Source organism: Flavobacterium sp. A45 (assembly GCF_002001005.1).
In the GTDB taxonomy this organism is placed as follows: domain Bacteria; phylum Bacteroidota; class Bacteroidia; order Flavobacteriales; family Flavobacteriaceae; genus Flavobacterium.
The window spans coordinates 1-20,952 of record NZ_MUNX01000089.1 but is presented as its reverse complement, the minus strand read 5'-3'; the positions used below and the strand labels follow the sequence as shown (position 1 = coordinate 20,952).

The following is a 20,952-nucleotide window of genomic DNA, read 5'->3' as shown; positions in this document are numbered from 1 at the left end:
GTTTTTTGTTTTTTACATTTATTACATTATTTATGATTGATTATATAATTGTTGGGTCAGGTTTAGCTGGTATTTCTTTTGCTGAGACAGCCTTGTTGAATAATAAAACTGTTTTAGTTTTTAATGATGATTCTCAAAATTCATCCAAAATTGCAGGAGGCCTTTATAATCCAGTTATTTTAAAGCGCTTTAGTGAAGTTTGGCAAGCTCAAGAGCAATTGCAATTAATGGATAGTTTTTACTTGAGTCTTAATGATAAAATTGAATCAAAGGTTGATTTCAAAATTCCTATATTAAGAAAGTTTTTTTCTGTTGAAGAACAAAATAATTGGTTTGCTGCTTCAGATAAACCTGCTTTAGCTCCCTTTTTGTCTACTTCTTTACTATTTAAAACTTTTGAAGGTATTGATTCTCCTTTTGGTTATGGTGAAGTATTACAAACTGGATATGTCGATACTGCTTTGTTGCTTTCTGAATATCATGAATATCTATTGTTGTACCAACTTTTGAGAACAGAAACTTTTGATTATAATGCTTTAATTATTAAAGACAATGGTGTTTCTTATAAAGATATAGATGCAAAACACATTGTGTTTGCAGAAGGTTTTGGTTTACATGCAAACCCTTTTTTTAATGAACTGCCTTTGGATGGTACTAAAGGTGAATTGTTTATTATTAAAGCATCAAATTTGAAACTTGATCTTATCATAAACACTAGTGTTTTTATTTTGCCGTTAGGTAATGATTTGTTTAAAGTAGGTGCAACTTACAATTGGAAGGACAAAACAGATTTGCCTACAGAGGAAGGAAAGATAGAATTAATGGATAGAATTAAAGAGATAATTTCCTGTGAGTTTGAAATTATAGAGCACTATGCAGGAGTTCGTCCGACAGTTAGAGACAGGAGACCATTAGTGGGAACGCATCCTGAATTTAAAAGACTTCATGTTTTGAACGGCTTGGGAACTCGTGGCGTGATGCTGGGGCCGGCTATGGCCAAAGCCTTGTTTGATAATATTGAAAATGATATCCCATTGGATAAGGAAATCGATATCAAAAGATTTACCAATAAGCGTACAGGAAAATCTTAATTAAATTTTAGTTGTTGGGTCATAAGAAACAAACATATTAATGTAGATGTTTCGAGACCATCGTAATACTATTGGGAATAATATAATTAATGTTGCAATAATTGCAATAAAAGAAGTTTGGATACTGGCTTTAAATATAAGATAGGATATAATAAAAGTTGCAATTCCTACTCCAACATTCAATCCATAACTAACATACATGGCTCCATAAAAGAAGGAAGGTTCAATTTGATATTTTAGGCCACAATGACTACAATGTTCATTCATTTTGAGTACTGAACCTAAATGTAAAGGATTTTTGTCCACATACATACTCTCATTCATGCATTTTGGACAAGTTCCTGTTAAAATGCTATATAGTTTGGATCCTTTTTTTAACATTTGCAAAAAATTTAATTTTTCTATTTTTAGAAAGACCAAATTTACTAATTCATAAAGGAATAAAATAATAATACATGCTTAATATACACAATTTATCGGTTTCGTTTGGTGGTTCTTATTTGTTTGAGGAAGTTACTTTTCGATTAGGTGCGGGTGACCGTGTAGGTCTTGTTGGAAAGAACGGTGCAGGGAAATCGACAATGCTTAAAATGCTGGCTAGAGATTTTGCTCCAGATTCTGGAGTGATTTCTCAGGAGAAGGAAATTCGCTTAGGATTTTTGCGTCAAGATATTGATTTTGAAAGAGGACGAACCGTTTTGGAAGAAGCTTACGAAGCATTTACCGAAATCAAAATTGTAGAGAAAAAGTTAGCTGACATCAATCATCAATTGGTAACACGAACCGATTATGAAAGCGAAGAATACAGCCAAATTATAGAAGACCTATCTGATTATACGCATCGCTTTGAATTGTTGGGGGGATATAATTATGTTGGTGATACCGAAAAAATTCTTCTGGGGTTAGGTTTTAAACGTGACGTTTTTGACAATCAAACCGAAACTTTTTCAGGAGGTTGGAGAATGCGTATCGAATTGGCCAAATTATTATTGCAGTCGAATGATGTTTTGTTACTTGATGAGCCAACCAATCACCTAGATATTGAAAGTATTATTTGGCTTGAAAGCTTTTTGCGCAATTACCCTGGAGTTGTGGTTATCGTTTCGCATGATAAGATGTTTTTAGATAATGTGACCAATAGAACTATAGAAATTTCACTTGGTAAAGCATACGATTTTAATAAACCGTATTCTCAATATCTGGAATTACGTCATGAAATCCGTGAAAAGCAATTGGCCACTCAGAAAAATCAAGCCAAGAAAATTGAAGAAACCGAAAAGCTGATTGAAAAATTTAGAGCCAAAGCTTCCAAAGCTTCTATGGCGCAATCGTTAATCAAAAAGCTGGATAAAGTAGAACGCATCGAAGTTGATGAAGATGACAATTCGGTTATGAATATTTCTTTCCCTGTTTCTAAAGAGCCGGGCAGAGTAGTTATAGAAGCTGAGAATGTGACCAAAAGTTATGGCGATAAAACGATTCTGAAAGATATCAGTTTGTTGGTAGAGCGTGGAAGCAAGATTGCTTTTGTTGGTCAAAATGGTCAAGGTAAATCTACTTTTATTAAAGCTATTGTTGACGAATTTGAATATCAAGGTTCAATTAAACTAGGGCATAATGTACAATTGGGCTATTTCGCTCAAAACCAAGCCGAATATCTTGATGGTGAAATCACTTTGCTGCAGACTATGGAAGATGCAGCTGCAGATACCAACCGTATGAAAGTGCGCGATATGCTGGGGTCTTTCCTGTTTCGTGGTGATGATGTAGAGAAAAAGGTAAAAGTGCTTTCTGGAGGTGAAAGAAACCGTTTGGCACTATGTAAATTGTTATTACAGCCTATTAATGTTTTGCTGATGGATGAGCCAACGAATCACTTAGATATTAAGTCTAAAAATGTTTTGAAAGCAGCTTTGCAAAAATTTGGCGGAACTTTATTATTGGTTTCCCACGATAGGGACTTTCTTCAGGGAATGTCTAATATCGTTTATGAATTCAAGGATCAGAAAATAAAAGAATATTTAGGGGATATTAATTATTTCTTGGAACAGCGCAATTTGGAAAACATGCGTGAAGTGGAGAAAAAAGATATTGCAAAAGCTTCAGCCCCTAAAGAAAGCAATAAAGCTTCCTATGAAGATCAGAAAAAAGGCAAAGCTCTGCAGAATAAGTTGAGTAAAGTTGAAAGTCAGATTAAGCAATTGGAAAAAGACATTCAGCACGATGATAAATTATTGGCTTCTAATTATGACAAACATATTGAAGACGCTTCTTTTTTTATAGCGTATAACAAAAAGAAAGCAGAATTGGATAAATTACTTTTGGACTGGGAAATCGTTCAGGAAGAAATTGATAATTTGTAAAAAAGAGAAGCTCCATTTTGGAGCTTTTTTTATAGATAATTCTGTTATATAAAGTTTGTTGTCATTTAAATTACTTCAAATTTTTTGGAATGCTCAATGGCTTCTTCGCTGTTTTTAAAATAGCAGATTTCAACATTTAATTCTTTTAAATTGTTTAGCACTTCTATTACTTTTTCTGACTGAGAACTTCCAGTTTGTCTGATATAAACAGCTTTTACATTTACGGGGAAAATTTTACATATATTCTCATATAAATAAGGATCCTCCTGTGAATCGTCGCCTAGCAGAACGTATTTCAGATTTGGATAAAATTCCAGAATATGTTTTATTTTTTCAAACTTATGGTTGTGGCCTCCTCTGCCTGTGAAAACAAAATCTTTCAAACTAGTTTTGATATCTTTCAGCAATAAAACCGCTCTGGGCAATTGATGAATTTCGGTAAAGCGGATTATAAAAGTGTATAAATTCCATTCACTGCTTGAGACATAAAAAAAAGCATTTTGCTCGTTTTTATTATTTCGGCCAGCAGAACTTAAGGCTTGATAATGGGAAACTACGTTCCGGTAAATTTTTCTGCTGCTTACATTTCTAAACAATAAAACATACAGTTTCTTTAAAGGATTTGATGTGTACGAAATTAAAAAAGTATCATCAATGTCTGAAATAATTCCGAGACTGCCTTGGGTAGGGCGAATATAACTTCCCTTTTCTACGATGCTTTCATTATTGTGTATGATGCTTACTTCATAATCAATCCAGCCAAAACCAACAGTTGCATCAACAGGAATACAAAATTTAAAGTAACCGTCATCTAATGTTCTCGTTCGGATTGTTGAATTTTTATACTTTAGATATACATCAGCATTAGCTTTTGTTTTCGTCCGAAATAAATTAATTATAGCTGCCGCATTTTTGAAATTATTCTTTTTATAATCATAATCCTTGACTTTGTTGGAATTAAAGACATGCCCCATGACGATCAGTTCCTGTTCATTGGCATATCCCCGATATAATTTTAAAAAAGGCTTCATGTAATATGATTGATTTTATTATCACTAAATTTATTGTTTTTAATTCACATACTAACCCAAATTATGAAAAAGAGTATTATCATGGTAGTAAATCCAATATCGGGAGATGTTGATAAAACTCAATTTGTAGAAGCCGCCAGTTTTTTTACAGAGAAAGAAAACTTAGAACTCATTTTATACGAAACAACCGGTGAGGGTGATTTAGTTAAGATAAAGGAACTGTATAATACTCATCAGCCCGAAAGAATTTTAGTGGCTGGCGGTGACGGAACTATAAAAATGGTTGCAGAAGCAATAGAAAAGCACGATGTAATTCTCGGAATTTTACCCGCTGGTTCGGCAAATGGTCTATCGGTTGATTTGAACCTGCCAACTGCACTCGAAGATAATCTGAAAATAGCTTTTTATGGGAATTATATCGAAATGGATATGATTGCTATCAATGGTAAAAAAAGTCTGCATTTGAGTGATATCGGACTAAATGCAGATCTTGTAAAAAACTATGAAAATAGCGAAACACGAGGGATGTGGGGATATGCCATTCAAGCCTATACCACTTTGAAAGATATGGAGGATCCTTTTGAAGCGACAATTACTGCCAATAACCAAACTATTAAATGTGTTGCCCGAATGATTGTAATTGCCAATTCGCAAAAATATGGAACCGGAGTAATGATTAATCCAGACGGTGCAATGAACGACGGGAAATTTGAATTAGTAATTCTGAAAAATTTGGATTTGATTGTTTTTGGACAAATTATCACTGGGAATATGCCGATTGAAAATGACGATATTGAAATAATCTCTACAGATAGAGCCACCATAAAAACAAATATTCCTGTAAATTTCCAAATTGACGGTGAGTATTGCGGAGCCGAAAGTCTTTTGGAAATTTCTATTCTGCACAAACAATTAAAGGTTGCTATTCCATAATTTTTTAATTACTTAAAAGGATTTCTTTCCTGCCACACAATCTCTGGTTCCAATTTTGGAAATAGTTTAGGAACATGTTTGTTTATTTTGGAATTACTATGTTCCATGAAACCGAACATTTCCATTGGCTTTGCCCCAACTGAACTTTTAATTTCCAAAGCCGTTCTGGAGAAAATGATTTCTTTAAATCCTTTATTAATTGAATAGGCAATCATGTCATAAAGCATGTTTAAATACAGCATTTTTTCCCTTTGAACAGTATCATCGTAACCTAAAAAATAGGTATCGATCGTGTTGCCATTTTTAATTAATGTGTTGAAACCGATAAGTTTGTCATCCAAAAAATATCCGTAAAATAAGAATTTGTCTTTCAGCGTTTCTTTAAAAATCCTAAAATGATTTCTGGTCAGAAAAAAAGTGTTGAAAGGTGCATTTTGGGCAACATGATGGTATAAATCATAAATCACAGTTTCATACTTGATAATGTCTTCCAAGTGTAATTTTCTTTTTTCAATTCCTTCGGCTTTTTTTCGGGCTCTTTTGTATTGGTCACGGTATTTTTTGATCAGAGAATCGATATAATCCTGCTCTGTCTTCCATTCATCACGAATAGGAAAGGTCATGTTGGGCTGTATGCGGTATTTGTAATTTTTTTTAAAGTGATCCGAGGCGAAGTTTTCGGCATCTTTCTGTGTGTAATCTTTAAAAGTAGTGATGTGCACTTTTTTGCCCATCGATTTAAATTTCAACTTCAAATCGGCTGTTGCCTGCTTTAAAGTTTTAATACCTTCAGCTGGCGATATTGAATCCGAAAAAATAAATGAATTTTGTCCGGTAAGCATGTTGTTCCCTATGATTAAAACATGAGAAGCAAAGTTCTTTAAAATAAATTTTCGGACAGAGGTCTTAACGCATCGATCTCTATCGCCAAAAGAATCCAATTTATTTAAGTCCAAAAATTGCGAGATGGCTATTCCCTCTAAATTTTGATTCTTAAAAATACCGATATAATGACAAATCATATTGTTTGGAGCCGATTTCTCCAGAATTTCAAAATAAGCTTTGGACAAAAAAATATTTTTACAGCCCAGATCATCCCAGTTTTCTGGAAGTTGGACTGCGGTTTCGAAAATTCGATAGGAAAGAGCTGTTTTCAAACTGGATAAGTATATTTTTTCAAATTTAGCTAATTTATATGGAATTGTAATTAAGTTTCTAAGAGGCTAAGATTCTAAGTTTCTAAGCTGAATTTGGAGCAGAAAGATTAGCTTTTTTCAGGATACATCGTCCCGCTTTCCGTTGCAATATTATGTGCCGAACCCCGGCACATAATGATTTTCACTGTAATCGGGGCTAAGGGGAAAGATTTTAGATTTTTGCTATTATCTAAAAAAAAATAGAATAGTGATAATCATATTAGGGCTTTAATTTTGAATTAATAAACTTAGCCTCTTAGAAACTTAGAATCTCAGTATCTCAGAATCTTTTTCTTAACTTTATAAAAAATAAATGGTTATGAAAACATTTACGGAGGAATCAGCTAGCCCCCTTTTGGAAAACTTAAAAGATTGGCATTTCAAGGAAAACGCCATAGAAAAGGATTTTAAATTTAAGAATTTCACGCAGGCACTTGGTTTTATAGTCCAAGTTGGTGTATTGGCCGAAAAGATGAATCATCATCCAGAACTTTTTAACGTATATAATAAAGTGAATATTCGTTTGAATACACATGATTCTGGAGGAGTGACCACTAAAGATTTTGAATTAGCCACTCAGATTGAGGGTCTGTTCTAATAAAAAAAAGCCTTATTTCTTTGTGTTATAGAAATAAGGCTTATCTATTTTATAGCTATAATTTAGACCCAACCGCAAATCAAAGACCCTATGATGGTCAAAGTAACTATCCAATATCCTGCATGAATCCAAATGTATTTCCAGGATTTTCTTTCGAATAAACCGTTTATTGCAATCATTGGGAAAGCAAAAAACAAACCAGACACAAATCCATGTAAAGCACCGTGTTTGAATGTTCTGTAAGCGGTTCCATAATCAGTCATAAAAGCATTGAAAGATGGAAGTGCCTCATTAATTTTCATTGGTCCTCCAATCATTCCGAGCGCACCTGACTGATGAATGGTTAATGACGATTCTATTATAACAATCATAAGAGAGAAAATATAGGTCAGTCCAAATATTTTCAGCATATTTCCTTTTGCAAGTTCCTCTTCTGTGAGACCGGTTTCTTTCATCCAGGCAGTTCCAAATACTTTTGGGTTATACCAAATAAATCCAACTACTAATGTTGCTAATGCACTTACAAAAACTGCAATCCAATTCATTTCCATAATATAAGGTTTTAAGGTTATACATCAAATATAATTAATTTTTTGATATGCATTTTGAGCTTTATAAATACAATTAAATAGTATAAAGTTTACAATTTTAAGATTATTGTGTATTTTATCGATAAAATTTGCATTTAAATGGATTTAAGAGTTATTTTTGTATTATAATTGTAAAATAAAAATCATGAAAAATTTCATTACATTATTTCTTACAGCCGTATTTTCGATTTCGTTATTAGCAAATGTTCCGAATTCTGAGAAAAAAATATTGGAAAAATTATTTGAAAGTACTAATGGTAGCCAATGGAAAATAAAGTGGGATTTGAAAGCGCCAGTTTCAACTTGGCATGGAGTTACAATTAAAAACGATAAAATAATAGGCATCAATCTTTCCAATAATAATCTTGTTGGTAATTTGCCTGTTGAAATAATTGGGTTGAAAAATTTAGAAGTACTGAACCTATTTAAAAATCAGATTTCGGGGACAATCCCTGAAAAGATTGGGGATTTGAAAAACTTAAAAGAATTAAATCTTTCGTTTAATAAACTATCTGGCAGTATACCAAGTTCTATTTGCGATATACCACATTTACACACCATAATGATGTTTATGAATAGGCTTTCAGGAGAATTACCTAGTCAAATAGGTAATTTAAAAGAATTGGAAATGGTGTCATTATTCAATAATGAATTATCGGGTCCACTTCCCGCTTCATTATATGAATTAAAGAATCTAAAAGAGTTGGTCTTGAGTAGTAATAAATTTTCGGGACAGATAAGTTGGAACGTTGAAAATTTAAAAGAACTTGAAAATTTGAGTTTGTTTGACAATAAAATGAATGGATATATTCCGTACACTATTGCCAAATTAGATAATTTGAAAAGTGTGAATTTATCATATAATTCTTTTACGGGTGGTGTTTCTCAAGCTTTAGCCCAAAAAGAAGATTTCAATCTTACAATGATTAATGAGTATGGAGTTGCTTTCGAATTGGAAGTTTCAAAAAACGAAAAAGGTGTTTTAGCTGCGGATGAATAAGTAGCCAAAACAAAAAACAGGGTTTGTTTAGTTAGTAATAATAGTTTTTCATGATTGCCAAGCGCAGTAATTTAGTTTCTAAATTATTGCGTTTTTTTTTGTGCAGCCTTTATTGTTGCAATTTTAGGTTCCAAATTTGATTTTTTTCAAGCTTAGGTTTTGTTTAGGGCTTAAAAAAACAACTTTTACTATACCTGCTAATATTTTTTTTGGCATTATTACTTATTTAAATAAATATTTAATGTGTTGGTTTATAGTGCTTTATCAGTTTAATAAACAGCGATTAACATTTTTTTAGTAAATAGTTATATTTTTTTTTGGTGATTAATAATTTTAACTTACTTTTGTCTATAGAAATAGTAGAGTTTAAAAAACGATATTAATACTAAAACTAAAATTGTGAAGACAATCAAAAACATCCCTTTTTTGATCATGCAAAGATCTATCTCATTCGACACTCTTCGTCGAATGTGTTGTTGCTGTTAAAGTCTTCGATTTATTCCATTTTACAATTTTCAATTTCAAAATAATTTATTCAATTCGATATAAATTATTTAGACTGTTGTCTTATGGATTTTTCAAAATAATATTCAATTCAAATACTAATACTAATCAAAAAGAAATAAAATGAGAAAACGAATGTGTTGTTGTAGATAAAAAAAAAGCCATTTCTGCGGCAACAGAAATGGCAGGCTTAAAAAAATGTTATCGTTAGTCGGAAAGTGAAAATTGATTAAATCAGTTTTCAAACTCCTTATTTATTAAACCAAAACAAAGTAATGAAAAAAATATTATATAATCTTTTATGGCTAGGTGTTTTTCTGGTTTCAGTCGGGATTTATGCCCAAAACACTAAACCGCTTATCCAGTCTAAACTTGACGGAACAGTACTTAATAAAGTTTCAAATTTACCAGTAGCAGGAGCTTCTGTAATTATTAAAGGAACCACTCACGGAGTGGTAACCGATGCAGAGGGTAAATTTTATTTTCAAACCGGACAAAAATTTCCATACACCTTAATCATAACTTATATTGGTTATAAAAAAGCTGAAGTCGTTGCAGACGGAAGCCCGCTTATTATCAATTTGGAGGAGGATCTTCAAGAGTTGAATGAGCTGGTGGTTGTAGGATATGGAACTCAAAAGAAAAAAGATATCACAGGTGCAATATCATCGGTCCCAAAAGCAAATTTAGCACAGGTTACTTCTTCTGCAGATAATTTATTGCGTGGAGCGATTCCCGGAGTTGTAGTAACTCAAAGTTCAGGCCGTCCGGGTGCAACTTCCAGCGTTCGTATTAGAGGAGGGAATTCAATTACAGCAGGAAATGAACCGCTGTATGTTGTGGATGGGGTTTTAATCTATAATGACAACAGCAATGGTACTGCCGGAGTAACATATTCAGGAGCTGGAGTGAATGTACTGTCAACAATAAACCCTGCCGATATTGAATCTATTGATGTATTGAAAGATGCATCGGCAACTGCGATTTATGGCTCCCGCGGTGCAAATGGTGTCGTACTTATAACAACTAAAAAAGGGACTAAAGGACAGGACAATATTTCGTATCAGGGATATATTGGATTTCAAAATGTTTCAAAAAAGTTAGATTTATTAGATGCGAGCCAATGGGCAAGCCTGCGTAATGATGTCCAGGCAAGTATTGGTCAAGCGCCTTCTTTTTCAGCTGCCCAAATTGAAGCTCTTAAAACTTCAGGAGGATATGACTGGCAGTCGGCGGCTTTTAATGCTGCTGCTCCGGTTCAAAACCACCAATTGACATTTTCAGGCGGGGATGACCGCTCCAGATATGCAGTTTCATCCGGTTATTTTGATCAGGAAGGAATTGTAATAGGATCTGATTTTAAACGAATTTCGCTTCGTGCCAATTACGAAAGAAACTATTCTCAGGCTTTTAAATTTGGAGTAAATGCTAATTATAGTAATTCGGTATCAAATGGAGTAGGAACTAATGGCGGTACTACAGCCGGCAGAAATCCCAATCCATTGGTTAGTATCCTGCTAACTGCGCCGGTAGTTCCAATCCGGAATGATGACGGGAGCTATAATGTGACCAATAATCCTTATGCTACTTCAGTTAACGGTTATGTACCCAATCCAATTAATGATTTAGAAAACACCGTAAACGAAACTAAAATCAACAGAATTTTGACTAGTTTGTTTGGTGAATACAAAATCAACAAAGAAATTACGGCCAAAGTTGCTGTAAGCGGTGATGTAATTAATACCAAACAAAATTATTATGCACCGTCAAATACTACTACTGGTGCTCCAACCAAAGGGCTAGCCTCTGTTGGTGACAGGTTGGTAAGTTCAGTATTGAATGAAAACACACTGAATTACAATACCCATTTTGGAGAAGATCATAAATTCTCTGCTTTGGCTGGATATACGCTTCAATATACTCAGGGAGAAGTGGTGAATGCAGGAGCAAATACTTTTGTTAATGATTCCAATACTTACAATGCACTTCAGGATGGTGTGGCTGTAAAACCTTATTCGGAAGCATTCGAAAGCGTACTGAAATCTTGGCTTGCCAGAGCAAATTATTCTTATAAAGGGAAATACAATCTAACAGTATCAGCGCGTGCTGATGGTTCTTCAAGATTTGGTTCAGAATCACTTTGGGGTTATTTTCCTTCAGCTGGATTTTCTTGGAACATCACCGAAGAAGATTTTGCCAAAAATATTAAAGTTGTAACTGATGCGAAACTTAGACTGAGTGCAGGAACTACAGGAAATCAGGAAATTGGTAATTATCTTTCATTAGCTTCTATAGGTTCAGTTAATTATGCTTTTGGCGGTACAATTCAAACAGGATTGGCACCAACCCGTTTGGCAAATCCAGATTTGAGATGGGAAAAAACAGATCAGTATAATATCGGTTTAGACTTATCATTATTGGACAGAAAAATAAATTTTGTTTTTGATGCCTATTATAAAAAAACAAATGATCTGCTTATCAATGTGCCAGTTCCATTGACTTCAGGATATGCTACCGTTCTTCAGAATATTGGCGGTGTGGAGAACAAAGGGATTGAAATTGGTCTGATAACCGAAAATATAAAAACAGAAACGTTTTCATGGAATTCTAATTTTGTCTTTTCTGCCAACAGAAATAAAGTACTGGAAATAGGAAATGGAGTGAATCAATTTTTTCCGATAGTGCCAAATGGTTCTTTACTACAGCAGCAGCCAGTAACTGTAAAAGTTGGATTGCCTCTTGGAACTTTCTGGGGATACAAAACCAACGGGATTTTTCAGACTCAGGAGGAAATCAATACACAGCCAAAAATTAACAGTCTTGCCAATACAAAAGTTGGGGACAGAAAATACATAGATACCAATGGTGACGGAGTAATCACAGCTCTTGATAAAGGTGATCTTGGAAGTTCACAGCCTAAATTTGTTGGAAGTTTTAGCAACACACTTTCTTACGGTAACTTCGATTTGAATTTTTCGTTCCAAGGTGCTTATGGAGGTAAAATATTTAACGCTCTAAATCAGCAATTGGAAATTTCTACTCTTGGAACTAATGCAGCAGCAACTTTATTAGATCGTTGGACTCCAACTAATCCAAGCAATGAAATCCCAAGAGCATCGAGTTCTCCGCTTGGAATTGTATCGGAGCGTTATGTGGAAGATGCTTCTTTCTTGAGATTAAAACTAATTACTTTAGGTTATACTTTCCCAAAAAGCATTTCTTCAAAAATTGGAACAAAGAGCATTAAGATATACGTATCTGCCGAAAACTTAATTACATGGACGAAATATACAGGCTATGATCCTGAGGTAAGTTCTTATGAACAAAACAATTTATATCCTGGAATTGACTTTGGTGCTTATCCAAATTCTAAAACATTCATTTCGGGCTTGAACGTAACTTTCTAAGTATAATAAAATATTTAACAATGAAAAAGATAATAATAACATTCATATTAAGTGCAGGATTGTTTGTATCGTGCACGGACTTGGAGGTAACGCCAACCTCTTTTATAACCGAAGAAAATTTCTTCAAATCGCAGGATGATGCTGTTGCTAGTGTAACTGCAGTGTATGCCTCTTTGAATATTGACCCAGGTGAACAGAGTTTATTTGGAAGAAATCTTTATTTCTTGACCGACATGGGATCTGATTATGCTGCAGCAGGAGTATCTGCAACGAATCCGCAGGTAAGAGCTATGAGCAGTTTGACTCATGATGCAACATCAGATCGTGTGCAGGTAGCTTGGCGCCAAATCTATAACGGTATCAACAGAGCAAATATAGCTATTGATAATATTCCCAGAGCTGCTGGTTCAGAGATTATAAAAACCAGACTGATTAATGAAGCCAAATTCATCAGAGGGCTGTTGTATTTTCAAGCAGTACGTCTTTGGGGAGGTGTTCCAATCGTTTTGCATGAGCAAACTTCTATTGATATAGAGAGTTTAAAGTCAAAAAGAGCTATAGTAGAAGAAGTTTATGCACAAATTATTTCGGATTTGACAGCTGCAGAAAGTCTGCCTGCTACTTATCCTGCCAATGAAGCTGGAAGAGCTACATCGGGTGCGGCAAAAGCTATTTTGGCCAAAGTATATTTAACTAGAAAAGATTGGTCAAATGCTATTCTAAAAAGTAAAGAGGTTATAAATGGAGGCTACGGATATGCGCTATTTGAAAACTTTCAGGACATATTTACTAAAACAAAAAAGAATGGTAAAGAGCACATTTTTTCTGTTCAGTTCGAGCCAAATCTAGCAGGTAATGGTTCGAGCGGAAGTACTTTTCCGTCAACTTCATTTACCGGATTTACTGCGACTGAACCCGCAGATATTATTTCGGATGTAGCCTTGTTTTATGATATTTATGCTGCAGGCGATACCAGAAGAGATGTAAGCTATAAAAAACAATTATTGAATCCGGCTACAGGAACGCTGTATACTTTTCCAAAACCAATTTTTGGCAAATATCTCGACTTGACAAATTTAGCTACACCAGGGAATGTGGCTATTAATTTCCCAATAATCCGTTATGCGGATATCTTATTATCTCTTGCAGAAGCCATTAATGAAAAAGAAGGCGCAACTCTAGAAGCTCATGAACTTGTGAATCAGGTAAGAAGAAGAGCTTTTGGAAAGCCAATTACGACACCGGATGCAACTGTGGATTTAATAGGTCTTACAGCTTCTCAATTAAGGGATGCCATTCGTGAAGAGCGTAAAAAAGAATTTGTTCAGGAAGGGCAAAGATGGTTTGATTTAGTGCGTTGGGGAACTTTGGTTACCGAAGTGAAAAAGGTAACTGCCAAAAATTCTGTTTCTGAAAGAAATAATTTGTACCCAATTCCGCAAAGTGAGAGAAATTTAGATCCTGTTGGATTACCGCAAAATCCTGGTTACTAATCAAAAACTATATAACTATGAAAAATTTTAAGATCAATTACTTTGACAGTTCACTGTCGCTTACACCAAAAATAAAAAGTCCTAAGAAAGGACTTTTGCTTACAGCTTTACTTGTGACACAATTTGGTTTTGCCCAAAACAAACCAGATACCAACTACAAAGGAGTTATAGGTAAAACTTTAGCGGATTCAAAAGAATATTGGCCAGAACCGGTAAAAGCACCTGCAGGTGCTCCTAACGTAGTTTGGATTCTGCTGGATGACGTAGGATTTGGTGCTTCCAGTGCTTTTGGAGGTTTAATAGAAACACCAACTTTTGATGCCTTGGGAAATAATGGACTTCGATATACGAATTTTCACACCACGGCAATTTGTGCTCCAACACGTGCGGCGTTATTGACAGGAAGAAATTCAGGAAGAGTTCACGTTAGCGGGTTTTCACATACTATTTTATCGGCAGGTTTCCCAGGCTGGGACGGAAGAATACCATCGGATAAAGGAACGATTGCCGAGATTTTAAGGGAGAATGGCTATAACACTTTTGCGGTTGGTAAATATGGAGTAACACCGGATGAAGAAGCAACTGATGCAGGACCGTTTGATAGATGGCCAACAGGCAAAGGATTTGACCATTTCTTTGGTTTTTTAGGCTCTCAAACCGATCAATACAATCCTGATTTGGTAGAAGATCAGGCACATGTAAAACCAGACGGAAGACATTTGACTGATCAAATTACCGATAAGGCCATTAGTTATATTACCAAACAACAAAAAGCGGCACCGGGAAAACCATTCTTCTTATACTATGCACCAGGAGCCGTTCATGCACCACATCAAGTTGCCCAAGAATGGAGTGATCAATATAAAGGAAAATTTGACGAAGGCTGGGATGTTTACCGTGAAAAAGTAATAGCCAATCAAAAGAAATTGGGCGTGATTCCTGCCAATGCAGTATTGCCGGAACGCAATCCACTAATTACGGATTGGAAAAAATTGACTCCAGACCAAAAGAAAGTATATGCCAGATTTATGGAAGTGTATGCTGGATACCTTACCTATACGGATCATGAAATTGGAAGAGTGGTAAATTATTTAAAAGAAAGCAATCAATTGGATAACACCTTGATTTTTGTTGCAATTGGGGATAATGGAGCAAGTAAAGAAGGTACTATTCAAGGCACAATTAGTCAAAATCTTTTTGCTAAAGGGGTTTCTGATGAAAAAAACCTTCAGGATAATTTAAATAACATTGGAGAAATTGGAACTGCAAAAGGATTAAATACGAACTACCCTTTGGGATGGGCACAAGCCACCAATGCCCCTTTCAAAAATTGGAAACAAGATGCACATTCAGAAGGAGGAACTCGTAATCCATTGATTATTCATTATCCAAAAGGGATTAAAGAAAAAGGAGGAATCAGAAACCAATATAGCCATGTAACAGACATACTTCCTACTACATTGGAAATTGCCGGAATAAAAGCGCCTGAAAAAATCAAGGAAATTAAACAGGATATTATTCAGGGTTCTTCTTTGTATGCTTCGCTGAATGATGCTAAAGCCGAGTCATTACACAAAGTACAATACTATTATATTTTTGGTAACAGAGCCATTTACAAAGAGGGTTGGAAAGCTGCAGCGGCACATCTTCCGGATTCTTTTGCCTTAAAAAATTCGTTGGGCAAAAATGAAAAACCAACAACAAGCAATTTTGATACTGATGTTTGGGAATTGTACAACTTGAATGAGGATTTTAACGAGCGTGTTAACTTGGCTAAAAAGTATCCTGAAAAATTGGAGGAACTTAAAAAATTGTTTGATGAGCAAGCCAAAGAGAATAACCTTTATCCGTTAATTGATTGGCAAGACGTATTTGCCAGAAGAATACATAACCCTACAGGAGATAAAAACCAAAACCTTCAGGAATTGATTCATAAAGGAACACAATCAGGAACAACCAATTAATATTTAATTTGGAATTCAGGTCTTTTTAGTTTAATTAGAAAAGACCTGATTCTTATAAATCAAAAATTATGAAACTAGTAGATTTTCAATTAATAGGAAAAAAGATTGTCGTTGGGATAATCGTGTTTTTAGTGCCATTAGTCATTTTGGCTGGAGGTTTAACATTAGTAAATCAAATTTTAAAGTAAGAAATCATGGCATTAGATACAACAAAACTGAAAAGAGACTTAGGGATTAGTCTTTTTATTTATAGTTTGCCAGTATTGGCAATTTACCTTTATTTTAAACTGAATAACGGTATTGTAACAGAATCGCATCTTACATTACCCTCTTATTTAGAATTTCTACAGCCCATTTTTACCAACATCAGAAGTTGGGGATTTATTGTATTCGCAATTGTTTTAGGAATCGTAGAATTTGCTGCAGGCTTATACGATGAGCATTGGACAGGAAGTGAGCGTAAAATCGATGTTGTTTGTTTTTTAGCACCAAAATTGCTTTTACCTCCTGTTACTGCTTTTTTTAGCTTAACGGCTTTACCTTATTTAATTCCAAATTTGGCTAATACACTTTCATGGGTTCCGTTTTGGGGAGGTTTTTTCTTAATTGCGATAGCTGATGATTTAACGCAATATTGGTACCACCGTTTGCACCACCAAGTACCATTCTTGTGGCGTTTTCACAGAACGCATCACTCAGCTCCTTATATGGGAATGGCGATGGCATCCAGACAAAACTTTCTTTACACCGTGTTTTTCTCTCAAATTTATTTGACAGCAACCTTGACTTATTTAGGATTAGGAATTCCGGCTTTATTTGTTTTGGTTATAAAAAGCACCATCACTTTAGCAGCACACTCTAGTATTGCTTGGGATAAACCGTTTTACAAATACAGAATATTGCATCCAATTGCATGGGTTTTAGAGCGACTTATTTCTACTCCGGCGACACATCACGCACATCATGCTGATACAAGCGGTGATGGTGTTGGTCACTTTAAAGGAAATTTCGGAAATATGTTTTTCCTATGGGACGTGATTTTTGGAACGGGTTTAATTACTCGAAAATTCCCGAAGTCCTACGGAACGAAATCGTACAAGCAGGAAGAATGGTATGCACAGTTCCTTTGGCCAATATTCAAATCTAAAAAAGAGGGAAGCCCATTAGCGGAAGGCGTTATTGCTTTGCCAATTTCTCAAAATAAAAATGTTGTCTTAACAAATTCAGATGTATATGAACCAGTTCAGTCTTAAATCAGTTAAAAATGGAATAACAGCAATTGTGTTTTTAGTTGCAATTGCTGGTTTTTCCCAAAATAAAAATGTATTTACTTTAAAAATAGATTCCTTTTCTGCAAAAATTAAGGAGCAAAAAAATCCGCAGTTAATTGATGCGCGAGGTACTGAAGAGTTTGCGCTGAATCATATTAATGGTGCAGTTAATTTTAATTTGGAAACGGAGAATTATACAAAATATGTGACTGCATTGGATAAATCTAAACCAGTGTTCATTTATTCTATTGGTGCTGGAAGAAGCGGTCAATTGGCAAAAGAATTATTAAAAAACGGTTTTTCTGAGATGCATGTTTTACAAGGGGGAATTGCTGCTTGGATAGGTTCTGGAAAGCCTTTCTATACCAATTTAAAAAGCAAATTGACATTGATAGAATACAATAAAATTATTGCCGATAACAACACCGTTTTGGTTGATATTGGTTCGAAATATTGTGGTGCCTGTAAAAAAGTGAAACCTGTTTTGGAAACTATCAGAACAGAATATGGAGCTAATTTGAAAATTGTCGAAATTGATTTGGAAGAAAGTCCGCAAGTAATAGCCGATTTAAAAACGGTAAAGGTTTTTCCAACTTTGATATTATATAAAAATGGAAAAATCATTTTCAAAAAAGAAGGTTTGGGAGATTTAAAAAAGGATGTTGACTTAGCTTTGGTTAATCAATAATAGTAAGATAAAAATCATCAGTTGCTCCCGAAAGTGATAGAGAGTGAAATTAAATTAAGCTTTTTTTTTGGTTATTTTGACCGAGTGGAGATTACAGCAATATCGAAGAGGCAAAGTGAATTACATGATGAGCAATAAATGTGATTTCTTTAAATAATAGAGAGGCTGTTAGAAATTCGGAGAAAGTTTTTGGTTAGGTTTGGGCTTAAATTTAATTGCATTGCACTTTCGGGGAGACGGATGATGAATAATAAAAATATGAAAATATATAGTTTAATAACTGGATTTGTTTTGTCTGGTTTAAGTTCAATTTTTGCGCAAGAGAGTAAAGCTGTTGCTGTTGTTGCCTCAAAAGAGTGTCAAACTTTTTGCAAGGCAAACACTTCCAAAAAAGCATTGCTGTTACAGTCCATTAGTAATAATTCCAAAGGGAACGCTGTTGCTACTTCAACCAATGGTATGGTTTGGGTAGCGGCAGGGAATTTCAATATGGGAACTAATGATTATCCCGATGCAAAGCCTATTCATGAAGTAAGTGTCAAAGGATATTGGATTGACGAGCATGAAGTAACGAATGCTCAATTTGCCGCTTTTGTACGAGCAACAAATTATGTAACAATAGCAGAAAGGCCTCTGAATCCAAATGATTATCCGGGTGTTCCACTTGAAAATTTAGTGCCGGGTTCTGCTGTGTTTTCGCCTCCTGCAGGTCAAGTCTCTTTGGAGAATATGCAACAATGGTGGCAATATGTGCCCGGAGCCAACTGGCAACATCCAACAGGGCCTGAAAGCAGTATCGTTGGCTTGGATAATTATCCTGTGGTTCAAATTAGTTATGTTGATGCGAAGGCTTATGCAGAATGGGCGGGGAAACGACTTCCAACCGAAGCCGAATGGGAGTTTGCCGCAAGAGCAGGGAGATCTCAAACGAAATATTATTGGGGAACGGAATTGAAACCGAATGGAAAATGGGTTGCCAATATTTTTCAGGGAACTTTTCCTAACGAGAATACAGTGGAAGATGGTTTTGCAGGTGCCGCACCAGTGAAATCTTTTCCAAAAAATCCTTTTGGAATCTATGATTTGGAAGGGAATGTTTGGGAATGGTGCAGCGATTTATACCGTGATGATTATTATAAAAATAGTGCTGTTTATAATCCAAAAGGGCCATCGACCAGTAATGATCCCGAAGAGCCCGGAGTTGAAAAACACGTACAGCGCGGAGGTTCTTTTTTATGCAGCGATCAATATTGCATTCGGTATGTGGCAGGAAGCCGAGGAAAAGGAGAAACCACAAGTGCTTGTAATCACTTGGGATTTCGATGCGTGAAGGATAAATAATATAGTTCAAGATCTAAATAAAATTTTTTTAAAATGTCTGAAAATACAAATACAAAACAATTTGCCATTCACGAAGATTGGACAGTAGTAATCTTAGGTTTCCTGATTATTGGGTTGTCTCTTTCGGTTTTTATTCTTCCGGTGCCTGTTTTTAAATGGGTGAAATATGACGAACTTGTTGTTGATGTGTTTGGTTACGGAAATTTGAAAATAGTTTTAGAGCAGTTTGTTTATCTGCTGTCTATAGGGAGTTTTGGTGTTTTATTGACTGGAAAATCGGTTAAGAATTTCCTGATTGGATTTCCAGCCGTATATTTTTTAACCATTATAGCATTGATTATTGCAGGAAATGAACAAGTAAAAGCATACAATCTGGAAGCCGTTATTTTTAGTCTTTTTATTGGTCTATTCATCAGTAATTTTTTCGCGCTTCCAAGTTGGTTTCGATCTTCGCTTTCAACTGAATTGTTTGTCAAAATTGGTCTAATATTGTTAGGAACCACTATCATATTTTCGGATGTTCTAAAAGCGGGTTCTTTGGGATTGATACAAGCTTTGTTGGTGGTTTTGTCGGTTTGGTATTTTGCATTTTGGTTATGCACAAAATTAAAAGTGGATGATGAACTCGCCATGATGATATCGAGTTCGGTTTCTATATGTGGAGTTTCGGCGGCAATCGCAACATCTGGCGCCATAAAGGGGGATTCAAAGAAACTTTCCTATGTAATCTCTATGGTGTTGATAACAGCTATCCCCATGATGATTTTTATGCCAATGATTGCAAAGTATTTTAACTTTTCAGAAGAAGTAACTGGCGCTTGGCTCGGTGGCAGTATAGACACTACGGGAGCTGTTGTTGCATCTGGTTCGCTGGTAGGAGAAACTGCTTTAAAAATAAGCACAATTGTAAAATTTTCTCAGAATGTGCTTTTAGGAATAGCGGCATTTGCAATATCCCTTTATTGGACATACACTAAGAATACTTCATCGGATGTTGAGGTTGATAAGCCAACTTTGAGGATTATCTGGGAACGTTTTCCAAAGTTCGTTATTGGTTTTATAGTTGCCTCATTGGTTTTTTCATTTCTAGTTTCAATAGAAACTAGAGATGCTGTAAAAGACAGCCTGAAAAATCTTCAGAGTATATGGTTTGCCTTGGCTTTTACAAGTATTGGTTTGGAAACAAACTTTAAAGATTTATTCAATTCAAACAGTAAAAAACCGTTCTATGCTTTCTTAATAGCACAGACTTTCAATGTTGTTATTACTTTAATCATTGCCTTTGTTTTATTTGGTAAATAATGATTGAGTCTAAATTAGCTGAGGAGAATGACCAATTCCTTAGGTTGTACAGTAAAATTAATTCTGTTTGTCATACGGAACAGAATTAATTGGTTTTTTGGGTCATACTTGATTTTTTTTTGTAAGTGCAATAATTCATTTTTTGAATTGTTGCACTTTTTTTGTAGGACATATATTTAT

Annotated in this window: 16 protein-coding genes; 12 read left to right on the top strand and 4 right to left on the bottom strand. The window is 34.8% G+C overall.

The window, feature by feature from the left end; genetic code table 11:
- Positions 1-32: 32 nt before the first annotated feature.
- Positions 33-1,091 carry an FAD-binding oxidoreductase gene (locus tag B0E44_RS10890; RefSeq protein ID WP_077374390.1) on the top strand — a complete coding sequence of 353 codons (1,059 nt, stop codon included), beginning with the start codon at positions 33-35 and terminating at the stop codon, positions 1,089-1,091.
- Here the strand turns inward: B0E44_RS10890 and B0E44_RS10885 are convergent, their stop codons facing one another.
- Complete coding sequence (locus B0E44_RS10885; RefSeq protein WP_077374387.1) at positions 1,092-1,472, bottom strand: DUF983 domain-containing protein; 381 nt, start codon at positions 1,470-1,472, stop codon at positions 1,092-1,094. It abuts the gene before it with no gap.
- Positions 1,473-1,546: 74 nt separating this feature from the next.
- Here B0E44_RS10885 and B0E44_RS10880 point away from each other — a divergent pair, with 74 nt between their 5' ends.
- On the top strand, positions 1,547-3,454 hold the full coding sequence (locus B0E44_RS10880; protein WP_077374384.1) for an ABC-F family ATP-binding cassette domain-containing protein: 1,908 nt from the start codon (positions 1,547-1,549) through the stop codon (positions 3,452-3,454).
- 65 nt (positions 3,455-3,519) lie between these two features.
- Here the strand turns inward: B0E44_RS10880 and B0E44_RS10875 are convergent, their stop codons facing one another.
- Positions 3,520-4,485 carry an App1 family protein gene (locus tag B0E44_RS10875; RefSeq protein ID WP_077374381.1) on the bottom strand — a complete coding sequence of 322 codons (966 nt, stop codon included), beginning with the start codon at positions 4,483-4,485 and terminating at the stop codon, positions 3,520-3,522.
- 63 nt (positions 4,486-4,548) lie between these two features.
- Here B0E44_RS10875 and B0E44_RS10870 point away from each other — a divergent pair, with 63 nt between their 5' ends.
- Positions 4,549-5,418, top strand: coding sequence for a diacylglycerol kinase family protein (locus tag B0E44_RS10870; RefSeq protein ID WP_077374378.1), 870 nt, complete (start codon positions 4,549-4,551; stop codon positions 5,416-5,418).
- A gap of 8 nt (positions 5,419-5,426) precedes the next feature.
- Here B0E44_RS10870 and B0E44_RS10865 read toward each other — a convergent pair whose 3' ends face one another.
- The gene (locus B0E44_RS10865) at positions 5,427-6,575 is read right to left on the bottom strand and encodes a GNAT family N-acetyltransferase (protein WP_077374375.1); all 1,149 of its coding nucleotides are present in this window, start codon (positions 6,573-6,575) and stop codon (positions 5,427-5,429) included.
- Between the two features lie 358 nt (positions 6,576-6,933).
- Here B0E44_RS10865 and B0E44_RS10860 point away from each other — a divergent pair, with 358 nt between their 5' ends.
- On the top strand, positions 6,934-7,212 hold the full coding sequence (locus B0E44_RS10860) for a 4a-hydroxytetrahydrobiopterin dehydratase (protein ID WP_077374700.1): 279 nt from the start codon (positions 6,934-6,936) through the stop codon (positions 7,210-7,212).
- Positions 7,213-7,274: 62 nt separating this feature from the next.
- Here the strand turns inward: B0E44_RS10860 and B0E44_RS10855 are convergent, their stop codons facing one another.
- Positions 7,275-7,763 (bottom strand): DUF1761 domain-containing protein, encoded by a 489-nt coding sequence (locus tag B0E44_RS10855; RefSeq protein WP_077374372.1) that lies wholly within the window; start codon positions 7,761-7,763, stop codon positions 7,275-7,277.
- 184 nt (positions 7,764-7,947) lie between these two features.
- Between B0E44_RS10855 and B0E44_RS10850 the strand changes: the two genes are divergently transcribed.
- From B0E44_RS10850 to B0E44_RS10815, 8 genes are all read left to right on the top strand, one after another.
- Positions 7,948-8,802 carry a leucine-rich repeat domain-containing protein gene (locus tag B0E44_RS10850; protein WP_077374369.1) on the top strand — a complete coding sequence of 285 codons (855 nt, stop codon included), beginning with the start codon at positions 7,948-7,950 and terminating at the stop codon, positions 8,800-8,802.
- A 779-nt stretch (positions 8,803-9,581) separates the two neighbouring features.
- The gene (locus B0E44_RS10845) at positions 9,582-12,713 is read left to right on the top strand and encodes a TonB-dependent receptor (protein ID WP_077374366.1); all 3,132 of its coding nucleotides are present in this window, start codon (positions 9,582-9,584) and stop codon (positions 12,711-12,713) included.
- A gap of 20 nt (positions 12,714-12,733) precedes the next feature.
- Positions 12,734-14,206, top strand: coding sequence for a RagB/SusD family nutrient uptake outer membrane protein (locus B0E44_RS10840; protein WP_077374363.1), 1,473 nt, complete (start codon positions 12,734-12,736; stop codon positions 14,204-14,206).
- 17 nt (positions 14,207-14,223) lie between these two features.
- Entirely contained in the window at positions 14,224-16,170 is a 1,947-nt protein-coding gene (locus tag B0E44_RS10835) for an arylsulfatase (protein ID WP_077374360.1), read from the top strand.
- Positions 16,171-16,364: 194 nt separating this feature from the next.
- Positions 16,365-17,423: a sterol desaturase family protein gene (locus tag B0E44_RS10830; protein WP_077374357.1), complete on the top strand. Its 1,059-nt coding sequence runs from the start codon at positions 16,365-16,367 to the stop codon at positions 17,421-17,423.
- The gene (locus tag B0E44_RS10825) at positions 17,404-18,129 is read left to right on the top strand and encodes a thioredoxin domain-containing protein (protein ID WP_077374697.1); all 726 of its coding nucleotides are present in this window, start codon (positions 17,404-17,406) and stop codon (positions 18,127-18,129) included. Before B0E44_RS10830 ends, B0E44_RS10825 begins: the two co-directional genes overlap by 20 nt.
- A 258-nt stretch (positions 18,130-18,387) precedes the next feature.
- Positions 18,388-19,470 carry a formylglycine-generating enzyme family protein gene (locus tag B0E44_RS10820; RefSeq protein ID WP_254423283.1) on the top strand — a complete coding sequence of 361 codons (1,083 nt, stop codon included), beginning with the start codon at positions 18,388-18,390 and terminating at the stop codon, positions 19,468-19,470.
- A gap of 33 nt (positions 19,471-19,503) precedes the next feature.
- The gene (locus tag B0E44_RS10815; RefSeq protein WP_077374351.1) at positions 19,504-20,772 is read left to right on the top strand and encodes a YeiH family protein; all 1,269 of its coding nucleotides are present in this window, start codon (positions 19,504-19,506) and stop codon (positions 20,770-20,772) included.
- The last annotated feature ends 180 nt before the right edge of the window (positions 20,773-20,952 follow it).

Bases quoted from the DNA above. Each gene is read 5' to 3' on its own strand.
- B0E44_RS10835 (WP_077374360.1), top strand. From the start codon at position 14,224: ATGAAAAATTTTAAGATCAATTACTTTGACAGTTCACTGTCGCTTACA.
- B0E44_RS10845 (WP_077374366.1), top strand. From the start codon at position 9,582: ATGAAAAAAATATTATATAATCTTTTATGGCTAGGTGTTTTTCTGGTT.
- B0E44_RS10860 (WP_077374700.1), top strand. From the start codon at position 6,934: ATGAAAACATTTACGGAGGAATCAGCTAGCCCCCTTTTGGAAAACTTA.
- B0E44_RS10820 (WP_254423283.1), top strand. From the start codon at position 18,388: ATGAAAATATATAGTTTAATAACTGGATTTGTTTTGTCTGGTTTAAGT.
- B0E44_RS10840 (WP_077374363.1), top strand. From the start codon at position 12,734: ATGAAAAAGATAATAATAACATTCATATTAAGTGCAGGATTGTTTGTA.
- B0E44_RS10880 (WP_077374384.1), top strand. From the start codon at position 1,547: ATGCTTAATATACACAATTTATCGGTTTCGTTTGGTGGTTCTTATTTG.
- B0E44_RS10815 (WP_077374351.1), top strand. From the start codon at position 19,504: ATGTCTGAAAATACAAATACAAAACAATTTGCCATTCACGAAGATTGG.
- B0E44_RS10855 (WP_077374372.1), bottom strand. From the start codon at position 7,763: ATGGAAATGAATTGGATTGCAGTTTTTGTAAGTGCATTAGCAACATTA.
- B0E44_RS10885 (WP_077374387.1), bottom strand. From the start codon at position 1,472: ATGTTAAAAAAAGGATCCAAACTATATAGCATTTTAACAGGAACTTGT.
- B0E44_RS10850 (WP_077374369.1), top strand. From the start codon at position 7,948: ATGAAAAATTTCATTACATTATTTCTTACAGCCGTATTTTCGATTTCG.
- B0E44_RS10890 (WP_077374390.1), top strand. From the start codon at position 33: ATGATTGATTATATAATTGTTGGGTCAGGTTTAGCTGGTATTTCTTTT.
- B0E44_RS10830 (WP_077374357.1), top strand. From the start codon at position 16,365: ATGGCATTAGATACAACAAAACTGAAAAGAGACTTAGGGATTAGTCTT.
- B0E44_RS10825 (WP_077374697.1), top strand. From the start codon at position 17,404: ATGAACCAGTTCAGTCTTAAATCAGTTAAAAATGGAATAACAGCAATT.
- B0E44_RS10870 (WP_077374378.1), top strand. From the start codon at position 4,549: ATGAAAAAGAGTATTATCATGGTAGTAAATCCAATATCGGGAGATGTT.
- B0E44_RS10875 (WP_077374381.1), bottom strand. From the start codon at position 4,485: ATGAAGCCTTTTTTAAAATTATATCGGGGATATGCCAATGAACAGGAA.